The following is a 17,563-nucleotide window of genomic DNA, read 5'->3' as shown; positions in this document are numbered from 1 at the left end:
CATTGTAGTAATATTGTAGTAATATTAGAGTAATATGCAACGGCACGTAACTAATCTTCCTGGTTATCCACATCGTATAACAACAGAGGATCATCACAATGGACGAAATCCCAACTTCGAACAATATGCAACGCGGCATTGTCGACTAAGTCACCTGGGAACCAGTCAAGTGGATCTTCAGGTCGTACGACAATATAAATATCTGTGATTCCGCTAGATAAGAGAACACGAAGTGCCATACTGCCCAGCGTTATTCCGGGGAATAACGCCAAGGATTGTTTCGCTGTTCCCATTCGGGAACTCTGACCTGCCGCCATATAGATCGCGGGTATCTTCATATGCTCTGATCCCTCCGTCTAGTTGTTCTTTGCCACTTCGTAATGCAATTAACTGTGCCACAATACTAACGGCAATCTCAAAGGGACCTTGAGCTCCGATGCTCAGTCCAATCGGAGCATATACATTGAACGGAATGGGGCTATTTTCAAATAGTAATGCGATTCGCTTCCTTGACCCAATAATGCCAACATAACGAGGCTTACATGGAAGCGCATATTGTAGCAACAGCTGTTCATGACGGAGATGATGGCTACAAGCCACAATATAATCGGTGGATGATATCTTGAGTGGTGTCATAATTCTTCTGGGGTTCCTACCCATAGTTCCGCATGTGGAAATCGCTCAGCACTACATAGTGACGATCTCCAATCCGCAATCACGATGCGAAATCCCGCTTGTCTAGCAAGCTCATAGATCGGTTCCGCGTCAGCTCCAGCTCCAAATAAGACTAGACGTGGGCATGGAGTCCACAAGGAAGTAAGGGTGTTAGCATTAGAGAATTCGAGCCTATCTTCAGGAAGAGCAGGATACATAGCTTCTTCTGGCTTATAGCTGTACACCCAATGACTACCCTCCCAGAATCGATTAACTTGAACAGTGGAACCTTCTTGAAGAATGACCCGCGCTGCATCAAGGGTCTGACGAAACGATCCGGTTACGGGTTCTAGAAGCACCTCGATGACACCACCGCACCCTGTCATTTCACCCCACATCAGATCTTCTTCGGGCTCCATATTATAGATGACCAGTTCAGAATAATCTTTCTCAAGAAGGAGAGATACCCGCTGTTGCAGATCTGATTCCAGACATCCGGGACTAATACTTCTAAATTTACGACCATCTGACGTGAATAACATGGCGGCACCTACCTTTCGGTAAGCGTGGCCTCTCGTTCGAATGACGGTTGCCAGAACACAGGGCTGCTTCTCATGTTCAAGGACGAGCAACAATTCATGCATATCCATTACGTTACTCTCCCTTCGTGATCTGGTCGTAAGGTCATGCTACAGTCGTTCCAACAGATTACGTAGTGCGATATCAGATTGCTTTAATACATGAGTTTTGTCAATCGTCTTCATGATGCGATTCTCCATCACAATCTCCCCGTCAATCATCACGGTATCTACGTCTCCGCGTGTAGCTGCATAGACGACCCGAGAGAACCAATCTGCGCCGAAGAAAGGATAGACGTGGAAATCCTCCAAATCAAGCAGTTGTATATCAGCCAGTTTACCAACCTCAATACTTCCGATTGTCTTCTCCATTCCAAGCACTTCTGCGCCACCCATCGTCGCCATACGAAGCACCGTTCGTGCATCCATGACCGTCGGACCATGCTTCACCTTTTGCATTAAAGCCGCCAATCGCATCTCCTGAAACATATCCAGATTGTTATTGCACGCAGCACCGTCGGCTCCGAGTGCGATAGGTATTCCCTCTTTCATAAGTTCTGGTACCTGGGCAATTCCTGAAGCTAACTTCATATTAGAGCCTGGGCAATGGGTCACCTTCACTCCTCGTTCACGGATGATCTGCTTCTCCTCCTCATCCAACTAAATACTATGTGCTAGAACGAGGTTTGGTCGAGCAAGTCCGATATGATCAAGGTAAACAATATTTCGCATACCTCGCTCTGCCTCAACAATAGAGATTTCCGTCTGATTCTCGGAAGCATGTGTATGAACTAACACACCGTATTCCGCCGATAAGTCTCTTACTCCCATCAAGAGTTCTTCCGTACAAGAGACAACGAACCGTGGACAGAATGCATACTGAATTCGGCCATTTCCTTTTCCATTCCATTTCTGTAGTAAATCTAAGCTTTCTTGGAGAGAATGCTCGGTCTTCTCTTGAAGGGCAAGCGGTACCACTGTTCCATGATCCATCATCACTTTCCCAGAGATGGCGCGTATTCCACTCTCTAGAATGGCTTGAAAAGCGGATTCTGTATGATGAACCGTCTCCATGTCTAGAATCGTGGTTGTTCCACTTCGGATCAATTCACCAATGCCAAGTAAGGCAGAATAATAAACAGATTCTTCATTATGTGCCGCTTCAAGTGGCCAGATTCGTGTGCGTAACCAATCGATTAATTCCAAATCATCTGCTCTGCCCCGAAACAAGGTCTGACACAGATGAATATGTGTCTGAACAAATCCCGGTAGAAGGACTTTTCCTCCCGCTTCTATAATACGATCAGCCACTTCCGTGATCGGTTGTTCACTAACGTTCACAATGCGATTGTCACGAAAAAGGACATCACCTTGAAACACATCATTCTCTGCATTTAATGCTGATCAGTTGTAGTATTTATGGTGATTAGTTACTAGTATTAACGGGGCCGGGCTAGTATTAACGGCGATTGATTGCTAGATTAACGGTTATTGGACCAGTGTTAACGGTTATTGGGCTAGTATTAATGGTGATCAGGATAGTGTTAATATAGACACGACCTCGAATTAGTACTTGATGATACGAAGGACGAGTTTGTTGTAGTGAAAGGTGAACTTGAGGCAATATAAGGTGGACCTGATGGATATGGATTACAAATAACTGGAAATATTCCTGTTAATTTGCTCATTGTATGCTTGGCAGATAACTTAGATGGTATTTCTCCATCTAAAAGGGTCTTTACTAGGAAATTCATGGTTAATGGATTGAATTAAATGGATATTTTCCTGTTAAAAAGGGAAACAATGGGCTTTACCAGCCCTGATGAGACCTCTGTTAACTGAACTCAAGTTGAAACGGGTGCCGTCTTCTGAAAAAGTATGGAACTCCCGTTTCTACTTGCGTGTTATGATAATATAAATAGCAAGAATTAAAATAAGAATAGATTGAGGTAGTTAAATCAAATGGATAACCAGTCTGCCCAACAGTTATGGGAACGATATGTGACATTAAATCCTAATGCTTCAGACAAGTATGAAGCATGGAGATTTGGATATACGAAAGAATTAGCGGATCGGCTATCGGATTTAGTTCTATCAGGGACTAAAACAGCGACAGCTTCGAATTATGCGCTCTATGAAATAGAGAATGAGCCTCTACCATTCGTAGGAAAATACAATATTGTCCTTGATGGGGATGACATAGCGAAATCCATTGTCGTTACGACATCGGTGGAAGTCATTCCTTTTGATGAAGTGAGTGCAGAACATGCTTTCCTCGAAGGTGAGGGAGATCGTTCATTGGCTTACTGGCGTGAAGTTCATGAAGCGTTTTTCACGGAAGAAATTCAGAAGTATCAAGGTAGATTTGATCCGAAAATGCTTGTCGTATGTGAACGATTCGAATTAGTGTATCGGTCTGATCTATCGTGAGAATCAATAAATATATGAGTGAGACAGGGTATTGCTCAAGACGGGAAACGGATAGATTAATTGGTTCCGGTAGAATTACGATAAATGGTGTGACATGTGAGCCAGGAGACGAAGTAATTGCGGGTGATACGGTACTTATTGATGGGCAGCCTATACCTAGTAGAGATGAACCCGTATACATCGCATTAAATAAGCCAATAGGAATTACTTGTACTGCGGCGCCACATGTTAAAGATAACATTATTGAATTCGTGAATCATCCTTCTCGGATATTCGCTATTGGCAGATTAGATAAAGCATCCGAGGGATTAATTTTGCTTACGAACGACGGCGATATTGTCAATAAAATGATGCGTTCAGAGAATGACCATGAGAAAGAATATGTCGTGAATGTAGATAAGCCCCTGACAGAACAATTTATCGAGGAAATGTCTAAGGGTGTAGTTATTCTTGATCATGTGAGAACAAAACCGTGTGACGTATTTCAGATAAATGAGCAGGAATTTCGAATCATTCTAACCCAGGGTCTCAACCTTCAGATTCGTAGAATGTGCAAAGCTCTTGGTTATAGAGTATTAAGACTTGAACGGATTAGGATTATGAACATTTCAATCGAGGGTATAGAGCAAGGGCAGTGGAGAGATCTAACGGAGGAAGAATTACAGAAACTACACGAGCGGTTGAATGGAGTATAGTAGTTAAGTGGTGGATCATCTATAACAATTTAAAAGGGGTGTCCTTATTAAAAAGACTAGGGACACCCGATTTTTTTGTGTATGCAATTATATGATCCTTAGTCTTAATGATTATTAAATAATTCAGTTAATAGCTGTAAAATTCATAAGCCTTTCCACCAGAAATAGCAAACGGCAAGACTTCCTACATGAGGTAGGTAGTCTTGCCGTTTAAGTTATGAATGTTAGTCTACTTCATTGTAATCGAAATCTTATCGTCCTTTTGAACCCAATCAACGGTTGCTCCAAGCGTTTCGCTAATGAAACGAATCGGGAGGTAAGAAGTTCCATTTACGCTGAAAGGAGTATTTTGAAGTGTCATAACTTTGTTATTAACCGTTACAACTCCTGATTTGTAATTGATACTTATTGTAAGAGGCGGCATCCCCGCGTCAGATCGTTTAATGGTTACGATTTTAGTCAGGTTATCAAATGTAATCGTAGCCCCTAGTTTTTCAAATACGGAACGAAGCGGAATGAAGGCTTGAGAATTCTGAATCATGACACCATTATTCAAAGCTACCGATGTACCATTTAAATGAACTGAAATTGGTTTTTGCATGGGAACAGCAGTGCTATGCATAAATTCATAGTCTCCGTATCCTAACTGTGCGTCCTTATTGACACCCCAACCCCAAAGCGTTTTATCGCTTTTTTGCATGATGACAGAGCGGTAGCCTTGCTTGATTAGATCAACGCCAGATGTAAGTAACGTAAATTTCGCATTTCCAGATAATGATGTACCTTCGATAGACGTTTCATAGACATTACCCGATTGGGTAAGCACGACTAGGGAGCGTTCCACGACGAAAGCATCTTTGACATTTTTTACATTGGTTAATAAGACAGGAACCTTCTCCTCATGATATGTTGTTCCATCAGACCAGCCAGTTATCGTTGCTCCCCAGAACCACAGACGGGATTGGTCATCAATAGCTAGATTAGTGTTACCATTGGATTTGAACGCTTTAATGTTGCGTAATCCACTTATGATGGCAGGGGTTGTGTCGACGGAAGTTACCTCTCCGCTAATTTCATTCGGCCATGTCCAGATGGTCCCGTCCTTCTTTAGTGCGAAGTTTTTGTCAATGGCGGTAATATCGTTTAAAGAGGGTAGGGGTTCGAAAGATTGTAATGATTCATTACCTTTCCAGACAGTACCGTCCTTCTTCAGAAATATCAAACACCATTCTCCGCCGTGCTGGTTGTACTCATAGTAACTACTTATGCTAGTTACATTATCTATTCCCGTTAGCTGAACAAATTGGGTAGGATCCAGATTATCAGCTGTATGGACTGCAGTGTAGACTTTCCCATTGGGGTCCAAGGCCAATAACTCATTCCAGATGGAATAATAAATGGTGCTAATATTACTACTTAAGCCCTTAACTTCATGTATTGAAGTACTAGATAACGATTGATTTCTTTCAAAAGTCCAGATGGATCCATCTTTCTTCATAACAAAATCATTGCCAAGAGAAGTCTCTACATCTGTTATCCCGTGAACCTGCGTAGGAGCAGATTGATCTCCACCCCATACCCAATAGGTGCCATCGTTTTTAACGAGTGAAGTAGGTTCGAAGGATCGAATGTTGGAAGTTGTGTCTGCTGCAGCTGCAGAGACAGGTAGGCTCGATGATAGTAAAGTAAGACCTACGATGAAGCTAAGGAAAACATGCCATTTTTTCATTTCATACTCCTCATTTCTTATGTTCGTCTAATCTTCCCCTAATGAATGGGTACTAGAAGATTAAACGTATGAACCTGGGAAAATGTTGCCAACTACCAAATTTTATGAAAAATAAAAGGGCTGTCTATCATCTAATTAAATGATAAGTAGCCCTATAGCAAAGTAGAAGTTGCTACTTGATTCTACACTTCGATATGTTCTTCGAACCAGCGCACAATATGTGTCAGACGATTCACACGAAGATGTGGATGTCCTGATCGAGAGAGGTTATGGTCTGATCCAGGGAAACGAATAAATTGCGCTTCTTTACCCAGTGCGATGCTCAGAACCATCTAATGCGAACTGACCAATACTCACATTACCATCCTTACTAATTGGATATTTACGGATTGTCCATCAAGGACTAAACGTTGGCGCAGTTCCAGCACTAGAACGCATATCACTGACACAGCTATGTCCAAGTTGAACATCTAACTCATCATGGATGATTCGAGAGACTCCACCATCTATTGGGAAGAGGTAGATTCGAGTAAGGGTAGCGAATCCACAAGACAGATCATCTGCTAAAGCTAGAATAGATTGTCCATCAGGTGTATAGGTTATTGCGCCAATCGTTAATTTCCCGGTAGATAATTGACGACGATGATCCCCGTTACGGTTAACTACAAATAAGTCGTTAGTTAATAATAGATCAGGATCGGGATAATCGTCAGCATGAGGGGTCGCAGTGTAAGTTACATATTCACCGTTGGGAAACCATGCGAAGGCTGAAACATCGAATTCGCCAGAAGTAATCTGTACGGATTTCTTAGTGTTCAGTGAGAAGACAGATAGATGAGGTCTTCGCCCATCGCACAAGCCACCACCATCTGCTTTATATTTCATACGGTCGATAACTACTGCCTCTCAGGGAGCGGAGATTTCTCGGATTGATCTTGTGTAGCCTTTAAGTCTTTTTCGTTAGATACGGTGGCTTTAATTAATAGAGATTGCCCATCGGGTGACCATTTGAATGAACCAATACCATGTTTGAAATCTGTGATTGAAGAGGTTTCACCACCATGTGCAGGTATAATCCACACTTGACGGTGATCACCTTTTTTACGAAGGAACGCGAGTTTAGATCCATCGGGTGACCAGGCAGGACTTGAATCTTCTTCGCCTGTAGTGAATGGAATATTAGTTCCATCTGGATGAATTGCACGAATATGTGAGCGATAACCATCATGTTTCTCAGCAACGGATTTAAGGATATAGGCAATGGTACCGTCGGAAGAAGAAATAACGGGATCACTTACCCAATGTATGCGATGTAAATCTTCAGCTGTTAATGTTCTTTTGCTGCTTAATGTAAAACCTCCTATGAATAAATAAATGAATACCTAATTATCCCAAAGTGAAGAAGAAAAATCTATTCAATACGGCTTGGATTTAAGATAAATGGTTATTTTATCATGGGAATATAAAGTGAGGGGTCAGATAATGCTATAATGAATATTCCCGCCACGTACCAACGCTGTCGCTTTGGCTGAAGTGGGGGTTTCTGATGTATCATCCAACTTATTTCAGGATGCTTAACATCAGTGGAGTTGACACGTTGATGGTCTGGTTACCATCCAACCCCTCTATCCCATTCGCTCCTTTGGCGGATACGTTTGGGAATACGCATAATATTGGCTGCGCCATTTACATCGGCATGTACTAAGCCCTTACAATTCTTATACAGACCGCGATACATCCGTTTGCCTGAGAAGGTCCATGTCCCCTTTTCGCCATAACTCGGCAATGGGTCTAGATCTTGGAAGCTAGCTTTCGAGGTATACGCCTCTTCGGTCAGGATAACGACTATTCCCTGTTCTTCTGCCTTATACTTGATCATCTTGATGAGCATCTGATGGGGAATATGACTGAAGGACTGATTGTTTCGTCGTCCGATCCCGGGCGCTTGCTTCCATCCGTCGTTATGTCCGATGACGATCGTACCGATGTTATGCTCCACTGCCAACGTAACGATATGATGACTTACCTTGTGGAAGATGTCTTTGATCCTACGGTGGCGCTTCAAATGGAGTCGTTCTAATCGTCTGGACGTGTACGCTCCTTCGCGTAGTTCCTTGCCCTGACGAAGAATGCGGGTATAGTGCGCCTTCATCTTGTTGTAATACTGATTGATCGCTTTAACGATCTTGCCCTTCACGATGAGCGGTTTCACTCCGGTGGTCGTGACGATGGTTGCAAGATTATCGACGCCAAGATCAATGGCCAGCACGTGTTCTTGTACCGCTTCCTTCTTTTCCATAGGATAAGCGAAGATCATTTCAACCACGTATTGTCCATGGCTTGGGACGACACGCACTTGCATCAGTTGTCCGTCAGTACAGCCCAGTTTGCCGATGTTCAGTTGTAGCTTGGTCTTTGGAAACTTGAGACATTTTCGTTCCTTGATCACACAATCTTGATTGGAGAAAATGACTTCCTTCACTCTGTTCCGAGCGTACCCTGGAATATGGGGCTTGCCGTTGTACTTCTCAGGATGCTGGCGGTAGTCCTTGATACTGGCAAAGAAGGCATTCCAATTGTGGAACACCACCTTCATGATTCCCTGACTGCACTGCGTTGGGAGCGCCCGATAATCGATTTGATTCATCACTTTGAACAACGCGTCCAAGAAGTTATAATGAACAAAGGGACTCTCTTGCGTGGGTGGCTTGAATGGATGGGAACGGTTCTTATCTCTTCGTCGTTCGTTCATGACGTCGATATGGGACGCCAGCGTGTCCAGAACTTCCTGTTGCAACGGCTGAAGAGGCTCATTCTTTCCATAAGCAGTAACGATCTGTCGGATGTAAAAGTTGGTCGTGTTATACAGATTCTTGGCATCCCGACATGCTTGATCGAGGTACGCAAACAAGCGATGACCTGGTTTAATCCACACTTGATGGGTTCTGTACATTGACTTTGAATCTGACAAATCTTCACCCCCTTACAGCCACACAATGCGAATGTATGTTCTGCTTCTATTATACCTCTTAAGATATAAGAAGGGAAGAACATCTTGTGGGATTATTCAGGAGGTCGCCGATTCACCTCACCACTTATAGAAGTGGTAGTCCTCTCGGCGAAAAATAATAGAATGAACTAAAGACGAATGCTCATATTCATGATATATTCTAGAAATTATAGAGTAAGGGAGTACACACTTTGGTTCAATCGATGTCGATAGTGAAAGAAGTAACTCAACATACAGAAATAATGGAGTGATGATATGAGTAAAGCTAAAGGTGGAACAGGTAGAGGAACGGGTAGTAAAGGTTGGACTCGTTGGAACAAGACGGATAAGACCAAAATAGTCAAAAAGAATTATGGTGCGATTCGGGCAGCAGCTAAAGAAGCGGAGAACGCTAGAGCGAATAAAGGCAATGCTTCTGTTAAAAAGAAGGACCCAACCGATTAAATTTAATCCAATTGATGGTTGAAATGTAAAATCCCCATTGAAGAGTGAAATCTTTAATGGGGATTTTTTGTGCTGAATCATGCGGGTAATCGTTGATTCAAGAAATTCTATTCTCGTAAATGGTTTCCTTTAATAATGGGTAACAATTCCTTTACTCAGGAGTTACAATCTATCAATTAACGATTCGTATATCTATGATATGCTTACTAGACAAATCTATTAAAGATAGGAGTTATACTATTGTTTTTAAAAAGAATTTCATTAATGTTGTTATGTCTGTTACTTGTTGGTTTATGTACGGTGAACACCGCTCAGGCTACATCGTCTGCACCTATATTAAGGCTTAGTATTAATGATGAAGTAAGTCAAATTGATTCGGTATCTAAGAATAATACATTTTATGTTCCTTTAAGAGAGTTGTCAGAGGCATTACATTTAGAGATGTCGGGTACAGTACATATTCTGACGGTTAAGGGTACACAAGGATGGATTACGATATACAAAGAAGAGAATAAAGCTATGATGTCGGATGGAAGTAAGGTGACCGTACATCCGTTCAACCGAAATGGTAAGCTAATGATCCCGGTGCGAATAGTATCCAGTTATTTCGGATATAGTATCGCGTATGATTCACATAACAATTTACTTAGAATAAAAGATGGTACAGCTAAACTTAGTGATGCAGAGTTTGTTGCGAAGTTCTCAGCCAACTTGAAGCCAAAGGCCACAGTTACCCCAACACCAAAGCCTGCATCATATACAGGGAAAGTTGTTTATTTAACCTTTGATGACGGGCCTAGTGCGAGCACAGGAGAGTTGCTTAATATTCTTGGCAAAAATGGAGCTAAAGCAACGTTCTTTATGTTAGGAAACAATGTGCAGAAGTATCCAAGTGCCGTCAAACGGATCTCTTCCGAAGGCCATGCCATAGGATTACATGGTGTTACGCATGTGCAGGATAAGTTCTATAAATCTCCCGCAACCGCGCTGGCTGAGATGGACAAAGATAATCAGTATATTAATAAAATTACAGGTGTCAGTTCTACACTGATTCGTCCACCCTATGGCAGTAAACCATATTTCACGCAGTCCTACAGAGATAAGGTCCTTAATCAAGGTTATCATTTATGGGACTGGAACGTAGATTCTATGGATTGGAAATATAAAGAGGATACGGATTCTACTTATAAAACTGTTATGAATCAGATTCATACGTTGCAGAAGCAGAAGACGACACCGATTATTCTCATGCATGATCAAAAGACAACCTTAAAGGTCCTTCCATTGATTATTTCTTCTCTTAAAAAGGAAGGATATTCATTCAAGACCATTACGAAAGATATGAGTCCCGTTAACTTTTGGGGAGATAAACGTTAATAAGAACACAACTTGAGCTATTATGCTTGAGTTGTATTTTTTTTAAAACGGCAATGTTGTTTCTACTTATAGAGAAGATGATGCACTGGGTCATAACTATGCGCAATGTGCTTGCGGAACTTGCCTCTAGGAAGTATAATGTTTTCTTCTTAAGTAAAATTGTGGGGTGTATGTGTGCAACAAGCGATTGGTATGAGAAATATCAAAACAGCAATATCTATATTAGTGTGTCTGATTATTGCGAATGTATTAAACTTGGAATATCCGTTCTATGCTGCTATTGCGACTGTGATCTCAATGGAGAATTCGGTGACGAACTCTTTCACAGCGGGAAAGAATCGCGTGATGGGTACATTTGTAGGTGCGGGGGTAGGGTTAGCTTTTGCCTCCATTCAGCCTGGAAATGTATGGTTATGTGCACTTGGAATCATTGTCGTGATCTATCTATGTAATCTGTTGAAGTGGAACAAGTCTGTTTCTATTGGGGGTATCGTATTTCTAGCTATCATGTTAAATTTACAAGGAGCTTCGCCATTTCAGTATAGTCTTAATCGGATTACGGATACGCTGATTGGTGTGGGAGTAGCAGTGCTGGTGAATTACTTGGTATTCCCTCCAAAGTATGAGGCTAACATTCATAAAGCACGTCGATTGTTATCGAAAGAAATGGCCTATATATTGGACCAATTAATCTCGAAGGAAGAATTTAATCGGACGAAGTTAAGAGCCCAGTTGAAGACACTTGAGAGATATCTTGATATCTCGAAGGAAGAATTTCATCTAATGAAAGATGGGGATGATTCATTGGAGAATATTATAGAAGAATACGAATCCTATAAATTAATCTATGAACATCTGAAGATGATTCAGAAGTTAGAGGGAGATCATGATCTAAGTTTACATAATATGATTAGATTAGGGAATCAGAACTGTGACTTAAATGGTAAGGAAGAAGAAGTGCAACAGCTGGATCCGCTATTTATTATTTATAATTATCATATCGATCGTATTCTCAATGAATTAGAGAGTATGGGGCTACCGCTTCCTTTTGGTGCAAAGAAAAAAACGCTAGAACGTGAGTAAGATGAATGAAGAATCAGATATATATTTAAGGGGTGATTGTCATGGCAAAAGGGTTATTTTCTCAAGGCGTTACAGTGTTGTTATCACAATCCGTCTCCATTCAACAGATTAAGGAAGTGCTAGAACAGAAGTTCCAAATCACGAATGTGAATGAGACATCAGAGAATTGGGAGTTCGGCGGGCCGAGTTGTATGATCTCATATCGTCCAGAAGTGAATGGCAACATCACGGTAGACATCATGGATCGCCCATGGCCTGACCATATGGGAGACCCTAAAGAAGAGACGAAGTTATTCGGAGCTTGGTCGATGGGCCATTTCGGGCCGCATACTTATCCTGGCAATCTGGATCGGGCATCACTACAGGCTTGGGAATATCCTGATGCGAAATTAGCTATGGATTCCCATGTTGCCTGCATTCGTATTCGTACAACGTATGTTGCGGGACATGTGCATGAGGAGGCACCTATTTTACCTGAAGATTATGACGCATTCCCCGAGTTATTACAGGTAACATCTGTTGCAAGGGAATTACTTCGTCTTCCAGAAGCAATCTGCTATTTCAATCCAGGTGGGGAAAGTTTGGCTTCCGATGCGTTGATCGATGAGCTATTGGAAAGATATGAGCAGACGAATCTTGCACCGCTTGAGTTGTGGTCCAACGTCCGTATGTTTAATTTACCACAAGAGGATTGGTTAGTGATGGATACCGTGGGGATGCAGCAATTAGATGTACAGGATCAAGAAATCGTATTTAACCGGAACCTTTATGATCCTAATGAAGCTGCTGATTTCATTCGTAACATTACCAATTATGTGATGCAGCAGGGCCCAGTTATCCAAGATGGCGATACCATTGATGGTATTGGAGGCGTGAACTGGCAGGCTACTCTATGTGCGGAAGGGCTGGCTCAGCCGCCTAGAGAAGTGCTTCGTTGGTTGGCATTAGATGATATAGAGAGACCTGAAGGGCTATTGTAGTACTAGATTAGATGAGGCCACTGAAAAAAATATTAATTTAAATCAATTTCAAATTAATAAAGGCTATTCCATTCAGAATCGAATGGAATAGCCTTTATTAAAGTAGCGGTGGACCTTGCTGCGAAAGGGCATCATGTGCGTATAGTTGATCCAATGGACGTAATTATGGGTCACGCTCATGTGATTAAAGTTAGTGAGAATGGCTTGATTAGAGGAGCAACCGATCCGAGATGCGATGGTGCAGCTATTGGATGGTGAATAGAAGTGGATTTCTTGATATTCTAGAGCTTCCATTATTATGATGTATGAAATTGTGCCAGATTACTCAACCTAAGCAAGTCGGTTTTTTCGTCCAAATTAGTAGAGGGGGCATTAATAATGGAGAATCAAAGTCAGTATAATCAAATGAATAATCAATCCACAGGCATGCAGAATACGAATCGTGGAGGGCATGAACTGTTAGATATGCACGAAGTATTATCTTGTACGATCGGTGTTCTAGATCAATTCATAATCTACAAATCCTTTGTTAAGGATAACGAACTTATGACTATTATGAATCGTCAATACAATTTCATTCTTTCTCAATACAATCTAACGGTAGAATGTTACACAACAGGGCAGAAACCAAGTCAGGATACGACCATGTATACGATGCCACAAGCGGCCAACCAAATAAATTATGGACTCACGCCAAGTCAGCCGAAAAAACCAATTCAATCTGTAAATGAGATTAAAGATGCTCAGATTAGCGGCTTCATGCTTGGCGAGCTTAAATCCACGGCTTCACATATGACGATTGCAGCGTTGGAAGTAACCAATCCTGTAGTGCGTCGAGTTGTCGCTGCCCAGATCGAGAACTATATCGAAATGGCCTATGAAATATTCCTATATCAGAACAAACATGGGTACTATCAAGTACCACAGTTGGATCAAGCAGATGCTCAAGCCATGCTGCGTGCCTATGCTCCAGCGACTGGTCAACCTCAAATTCCTATGCAATAGGAGTGATCATCGAACTTAGAAGTATAGACAATATAAAAATGTAAAGTGGTATGATGATAAGCGACCAGATGTGTTGGGGCGCTTATTTTTTTTGTGAAACGGTAGAAAATACCACTAAAATTTGGTGAAATTTAAATGGGACACGCTTTCTGTAAGTTCTTATTACAGAGGGAATTCAATATATTACAAAGTGTATGTCAGCTAGGTATCAAGTTAATACGTTTTAACACCCAAAAGTTAAAGCGCTTAAACTTTATGGTGGTGCCTAGCTGGAAACATTATAAGAAGGGAGGATGAGAGGGAAACAGGGCAGGAAGGTAAACCATTATAAGACAATAAAGGAGATGCAAATGAAGATACATTGGGGAAGAAAAACAAAGCGATTTCTTTCATTATTTCTGGCAGTTACGGTGTTCATTTCATTACAATTCAACGGATTAACTTCCGCTGAGAGTAGTGTGGCTTCGACTAAACTTGCTGAATGGATTTTTGCAAATTCAGGACAAAATGGGTCATTTCCAGCAACGGGTGGAACATTTAAAAGCTCATCCAAGTTTGAGAATGTAGGTGGGTATTACGAAGATTATGATAGTAGCCAGAAAGCAATTAGTTATCAAGGCTGGAATAGTGGCAACGGTACGAAATACTGGCTAGCGACTGTATCTACTAAAGGTTATGACAACATCACTTTATCCTCACAGCAGAATTCTTCGGGTACCGGTCCACGTGATTTCAAAGTGCAGTACAGTACAGATAAGACCACATGGTCTGATATACCGAACACGACTTTAAAAATGGTTGTCTCTAGTTTCTCATGTGCAAATAATACGTGTAAATTGGTAAATGTACCTCTTCCAACCAATGCGAATAACCAGGATGTATTGTATATTCGTTGGATCGTCAATTCAAACACCAACACTAACGGCTCAACGGGTATAGGCAGTACAGGATCGAGTAGAATTAAGGGAATTAGTGTCTCAGGTAGCGCCATAACAGATGGACCTGTGGTCACGCCAACATCGCTACTTACGAAGACACCAACAGACGGTGGAACCAATGTGGCAGTGACAGCTCCGGTAACGGTGACCTTTAATAAGCCGGTCTCGATCAATTCGGGATCTAACGTCACGATTGTGGATAGTAGTAATCAAGCTTTAGGTTCTGTTACTTCAGAAATCATAAATAACGATACATTAAACATCAAACATGCTTCGTTTGTGAGTGGCAAGACGTACACTGTCAAAGTTCCTAAAGAACACATCAGTGGAAGAGATGATGCGGTAGCACTTACAAATGATATTTCGTGGAGCTTTACAATACAAAGTGCTACAAGTACTCCTTCTGTACCGAAACTCATCAACATGACTTTTAACGGTGATTCTAAGACATCCCGGGCTTTCACTTGGTATACAGATGTTATGACAAGCTCCGTTGTGCAAGTCGTAGAGGCTTCCAAAGTTCAAGGAAGTACTTTCCCTGAGAATGAAGCCTTGATATTTGCAGGTAGTGCAGATGAAATTCAGACCTATGTAACAAAGGCTAACCGGACAGCCAATACGAAAAAGAAATTTACCACGCATAAAGTGATTGCTAACAATCTAACACCTGGCACATTGTATAAATATCGTGTGGGTAGTGGATCAGCAGATAGTTGGAGTTCGATGGGATCGTTCCAGACGGACGCAGCAGGTAATACGCCCTTCCATTTTATCGTGGGATCTGATTCACAGGCTTCAAACAAGGCAGACTTTGAGCTATGGGCGGATACTTTCCGCAAAGCGGTTGAGACCATCGGTGATCCTAAGTTTCTGATTAATGCAGGAGACCTCGTAGATAATGGGGATTTGGAGGAACAATGGCAATGGATGCTAGGACTTCCACAGAATCAACTACTGAATGTACCAATCGTTCCGGTTCTAGGTGGACATGAAGTTCATGATTACGATGGAGACGAAACAACACCGAACTCTAATCTTTACAACCATTTCAACGTGCCTAAAAAGGTGATAGCCAATACCGATGATGGATCTGTCTATTCTTTCGAATATGGAGATGCCCTCTTTCTTGTGTTTAACTCGCAATATGCTGGTGAGTTAGCGAGCAATGGTCAGGATGTAGAATCGGTCGACCCACAATTTACGGCCCAAGTTGATTGGATGAAGAATGTTGTAGCGAAGAGTAATGCTAAATGGAAATTTGTTACCTTTCACAAAGGCCCTTATTCAGCAGGTGATAACGCCGGCGAATGGGAGGACGACCGAGTACAGTTTTACAAAAAAATATTAATTCCTGTATTTGATGAAATGGGAATAGACATGGTATTTGAAGCCCATGATCATATGTATATGAGATCGTACCAGATGCTTGGCGACAAAACGATTCCAATGAACCAGCTTACATTCGACGCGCAAGGAAACGCGATTAATCCAAAAGGTACGATTTATCTCATGTCTAATGCACTTGGTGATAAATTTTATGAGAAATATCCTGGTTATGATGATTACTTCGCCGTGATTAACAACCAACCTTTCAAAAAAATGTTTACAGACGTATCTCTAACAAGCGATTTGCTTGAATTTACGGCGTATACTGCAGCTAAAAGTGATGAGAAGACCGGGGATAATGGTGTGAAAGTATACGACCACTATGGGATTAAGAGAACGGACACGAAACCTGCGAAGGTAGTAGATGCTACAGTTCAGGTTAGTAGTAATAAAGCCGTTATTTCATGGAAGGCACCTGCAGCTGGGGGCGAACCTGTCAGAGGCTTTAGAATTTATGAGAAGAATGACAAAGTGAAAACGTACTGGAGTGTTTATGTGCCAGTTGTAGCAGGGCAAACGGATTATACCTTTACAGTTAGCAATATTAACGCTTCGACTAAGTATGACTTTGTCGTAAGAGCTGTTGGTACTAGAATCAATTCTGACCCAGTTGAGGTTAGCACACCTTAGAGGACTGATCTCCCAACACAACACGGTGGTAGTAAGCTATCATATTTAGGCTCAAAACTTAGTCATCATCTATAAAGGCAACCCTTCTGTGGTTGTCTTTTTTCACGTTAAACGTTTCTTCACCGTGAAAGGACGGGAGGCCAGTTAAGCTTATTAACTTCTCGGAAAAAAGAATTAAAGCCATTTTGTACCTTACCTTTGCGTCATAACAGGCATATATTGGAAGAGTGGGTTAAGGGGTAGAGTCATTTTCAAGGTCATATGGGGAAGGCTTCAATCTAAGAAAAGAGGTAATTATCAATTTGTTATATTTAAATCACGAGGAGATCGTGAAATTACATCTCCGCGATTTACAACAAGAAGCAGAACGTTGTAGAGTCGCACAGCAACTGTTAGCTACTGAGAATGAATTGTTGAAATTAAACCGAGCTCAAAATAGGGCTAGAGAAAGAGAATCGATCATCCAGCGTATTATGCATATGGGGAGAAGAATGCTCTAATTTAGACTATTGAGAGAGATAATAATGATATGCGTTCAATTTGAAGCAGTAGTCGTAGCATGTTGTAGGGAAGTCGAGCACAAACGAAATCCTGAACACAAGCCAAATCCATGAAGGTATTTCT

Annotated in this window: 16 protein-coding genes and 2 pseudogenes; 9 read left to right on the top strand and 9 right to left on the bottom strand. The window is 41.6% G+C overall.

Translation table 11 applies throughout. From position 1 onward, the window contains the following. Positions 1-50: 50 nt before the first annotated feature. From AC1D69_RS15275 to AC1D69_RS15260, 4 genes and pseudogenes are all read right to left on the bottom strand, one after another. On the bottom strand, positions 51-332 hold the full coding sequence (locus AC1D69_RS15275) for an NTP transferase domain-containing protein (protein ID WP_495457126.1): 282 nt from the start codon (positions 330-332) through the stop codon (positions 51-53). Beyond that, a complete protein-coding gene (locus AC1D69_RS15270; protein WP_495457005.1) occupies positions 214-636 on the bottom strand; it encodes an XdhC family protein in 423 nt (140 codons plus the stop codon). Before AC1D69_RS15270 ends, AC1D69_RS15275 begins: the two co-directional genes overlap by 119 nt. Then, the gene (locus AC1D69_RS15265; protein WP_495457004.1) at positions 633-1,304 is read right to left on the bottom strand and encodes an XdhC family protein; all 672 of its coding nucleotides are present in this window, start codon (positions 1,302-1,304) and stop codon (positions 633-635) included. Before AC1D69_RS15265 ends, AC1D69_RS15270 begins: the two co-directional genes overlap by 4 nt. Before the next feature lie 39 nt (positions 1,305-1,343). Continuing rightward, positions 1,344-2,612, bottom strand: a pseudogene (locus AC1D69_RS15260) (5'-deoxyadenosine deaminase). Between the two features lie 582 nt (positions 2,613-3,194). On the opposite strand from AC1D69_RS15260, the gene AC1D69_RS15255 reads away from it, so the two are divergent. Both AC1D69_RS15255 and AC1D69_RS15250 read left to right on the top strand, forming a co-directional pair. Next, positions 3,195-3,662, top strand: coding sequence for an ASCH domain-containing protein (locus AC1D69_RS15255; RefSeq protein ID WP_495457003.1), 468 nt, complete (start codon positions 3,195-3,197; stop codon positions 3,660-3,662). Further along, complete coding sequence (locus AC1D69_RS15250) at positions 3,659-4,357, top strand: pseudouridine synthase (RefSeq protein WP_495457002.1); 699 nt, start codon at positions 3,659-3,661, stop codon at positions 4,355-4,357. The genes AC1D69_RS15255 and AC1D69_RS15250 overlap by 4 nt, the downstream gene beginning before the upstream one ends. 229 nt (positions 4,358-4,586) lie before the next feature. On the opposite strand, the gene AC1D69_RS15245 is transcribed toward AC1D69_RS15250, so the two are convergent. From AC1D69_RS15245 to AC1D69_RS15225, 5 genes and pseudogenes are all read right to left on the bottom strand, one after another. After that, on the bottom strand, positions 4,587-6,086 hold the full coding sequence (locus tag AC1D69_RS15245; RefSeq protein ID WP_495457001.1) for a stalk domain-containing protein: 1,500 nt from the start codon (positions 6,084-6,086) through the stop codon (positions 4,587-4,589). Positions 6,087-6,268: 182 nt separating this feature from the next. Continuing rightward, positions 6,269-6,418 carry a hypothetical protein gene (locus AC1D69_RS15240; RefSeq protein ID WP_495457000.1) on the bottom strand — a complete coding sequence of 50 codons (150 nt, stop codon included), beginning with the start codon at positions 6,416-6,418 and terminating at the stop codon, positions 6,269-6,271. A gap of 64 nt (positions 6,419-6,482) precedes the next feature. Further along, positions 6,483-6,971, bottom strand: coding sequence for a TolB family protein (locus AC1D69_RS15235; protein ID WP_495456999.1), 489 nt, complete (start codon positions 6,969-6,971; stop codon positions 6,483-6,485). Positions 6,972-6,982: 11 nt separating this feature from the next. Further along, entirely contained in the window at positions 6,983-7,168 is a 186-nt protein-coding gene (locus AC1D69_RS15230; RefSeq protein WP_495456998.1) for a hypothetical protein, read from the bottom strand. A gap of 478 nt (positions 7,169-7,646) precedes the next feature. Beyond that, a pseudogene (locus tag AC1D69_RS15225) lies at positions 7,647-9,039 on the bottom strand (RNA-guided endonuclease InsQ/TnpB family protein). A 312-nt stretch (positions 9,040-9,351) separates the two neighbouring features. On the opposite strand from AC1D69_RS15225, the gene AC1D69_RS15220 reads away from it, so the two are divergent. From AC1D69_RS15220 to AC1D69_RS15190, 7 genes are all read left to right on the top strand, one after another. Next, a complete protein-coding gene (locus AC1D69_RS15220; RefSeq protein WP_495456997.1) occupies positions 9,352-9,540 on the top strand; it encodes a DUF3934 family protein in 189 nt (62 codons plus the stop codon). A 240-nt stretch (positions 9,541-9,780) separates the two neighbouring features. Then, the gene (locus AC1D69_RS15215) at positions 9,781-10,917 is read left to right on the top strand and encodes a polysaccharide deacetylase family protein (protein WP_495456996.1); all 1,137 of its coding nucleotides are present in this window, start codon (positions 9,781-9,783) and stop codon (positions 10,915-10,917) included. A 174-nt stretch (positions 10,918-11,091) separates the two neighbouring features. Then, the gene (locus tag AC1D69_RS15210; protein WP_495456995.1) at positions 11,092-12,000 is read left to right on the top strand and encodes an FUSC family protein; all 909 of its coding nucleotides are present in this window, start codon (positions 11,092-11,094) and stop codon (positions 11,998-12,000) included. A 41-nt stretch (positions 12,001-12,041) separates the two neighbouring features. Further along, on the top strand, positions 12,042-12,980 hold the full coding sequence (locus tag AC1D69_RS15205) for a DUF4261 domain-containing protein (protein ID WP_495456994.1): 939 nt from the start codon (positions 12,042-12,044) through the stop codon (positions 12,978-12,980). A gap of 378 nt (positions 12,981-13,358) precedes the next feature. Continuing rightward, on the top strand, positions 13,359-13,985 hold the full coding sequence (locus tag AC1D69_RS15200) for a spore coat protein (protein WP_495456993.1): 627 nt from the start codon (positions 13,359-13,361) through the stop codon (positions 13,983-13,985). A gap of 350 nt (positions 13,986-14,335) precedes the next feature. Next, the gene (locus AC1D69_RS15195; protein WP_495456992.1) at positions 14,336-16,939 is read left to right on the top strand and encodes a metallophosphoesterase; all 2,604 of its coding nucleotides are present in this window, start codon (positions 14,336-14,338) and stop codon (positions 16,937-16,939) included. Positions 16,940-17,268: 329 nt separating this feature from the next. Next, positions 17,269-17,439, top strand: coding sequence for a hypothetical protein (locus AC1D69_RS15190; RefSeq protein ID WP_495456991.1), 171 nt, complete (start codon positions 17,269-17,271; stop codon positions 17,437-17,439). The last annotated feature ends 124 nt before the right edge of the window (positions 17,440-17,563 follow it).

Source organism: Paenibacillus sp. Y301 (assembly GCF_059445505.1).
This window is presented reverse-complemented; position numbering and strand designations above follow the sequence as displayed.

Excerpts from the sequence above, each read along its gene's own strand:
- AC1D69_RS15205 (WP_495456994.1), top strand. The coding sequence starts at position 12,042 with ATGGCAAAAGGGTTATTTTCTCAAGGCGTTACAGTGTTGTTATCACAA.
- AC1D69_RS15195 (WP_495456992.1), top strand. The coding sequence starts at position 14,336 with ATGAAGATACATTGGGGAAGAAAAACAAAGCGATTTCTTTCATTATTT.
- AC1D69_RS15240 (WP_495457000.1), bottom strand. The coding sequence starts at position 6,418 with ATGGTTCTGAGCATCGCACTGGGTAAAGAAGCGCAATTTATTCGTTTC.
- AC1D69_RS15200 (WP_495456993.1), top strand. The coding sequence starts at position 13,359 with ATGGAGAATCAAAGTCAGTATAATCAAATGAATAATCAATCCACAGGC.
- AC1D69_RS15270 (WP_495457005.1), bottom strand. The coding sequence starts at position 636 with ATGACACCACTCAAGATATCATCCACCGATTATATTGTGGCTTGTAGC.
- AC1D69_RS15235 (WP_495456999.1), bottom strand. The coding sequence starts at position 6,971 with ATGAAATATAAAGCAGATGGTGGTGGCTTGTGCGATGGGCGAAGACCT.
- AC1D69_RS15255 (WP_495457003.1), top strand. The coding sequence starts at position 3,195 with ATGGATAACCAGTCTGCCCAACAGTTATGGGAACGATATGTGACATTA.
- AC1D69_RS15265 (WP_495457004.1), bottom strand. The coding sequence starts at position 1,304 with ATGGATATGCATGAATTGTTGCTCGTCCTTGAACATGAGAAGCAGCCC.
- AC1D69_RS15220 (WP_495456997.1), top strand. The coding sequence starts at position 9,352 with ATGAGTAAAGCTAAAGGTGGAACAGGTAGAGGAACGGGTAGTAAAGGT.
- AC1D69_RS15245 (WP_495457001.1), bottom strand. The coding sequence starts at position 6,086 with ATGAAAAAATGGCATGTTTTCCTTAGCTTCATCGTAGGTCTTACTTTA.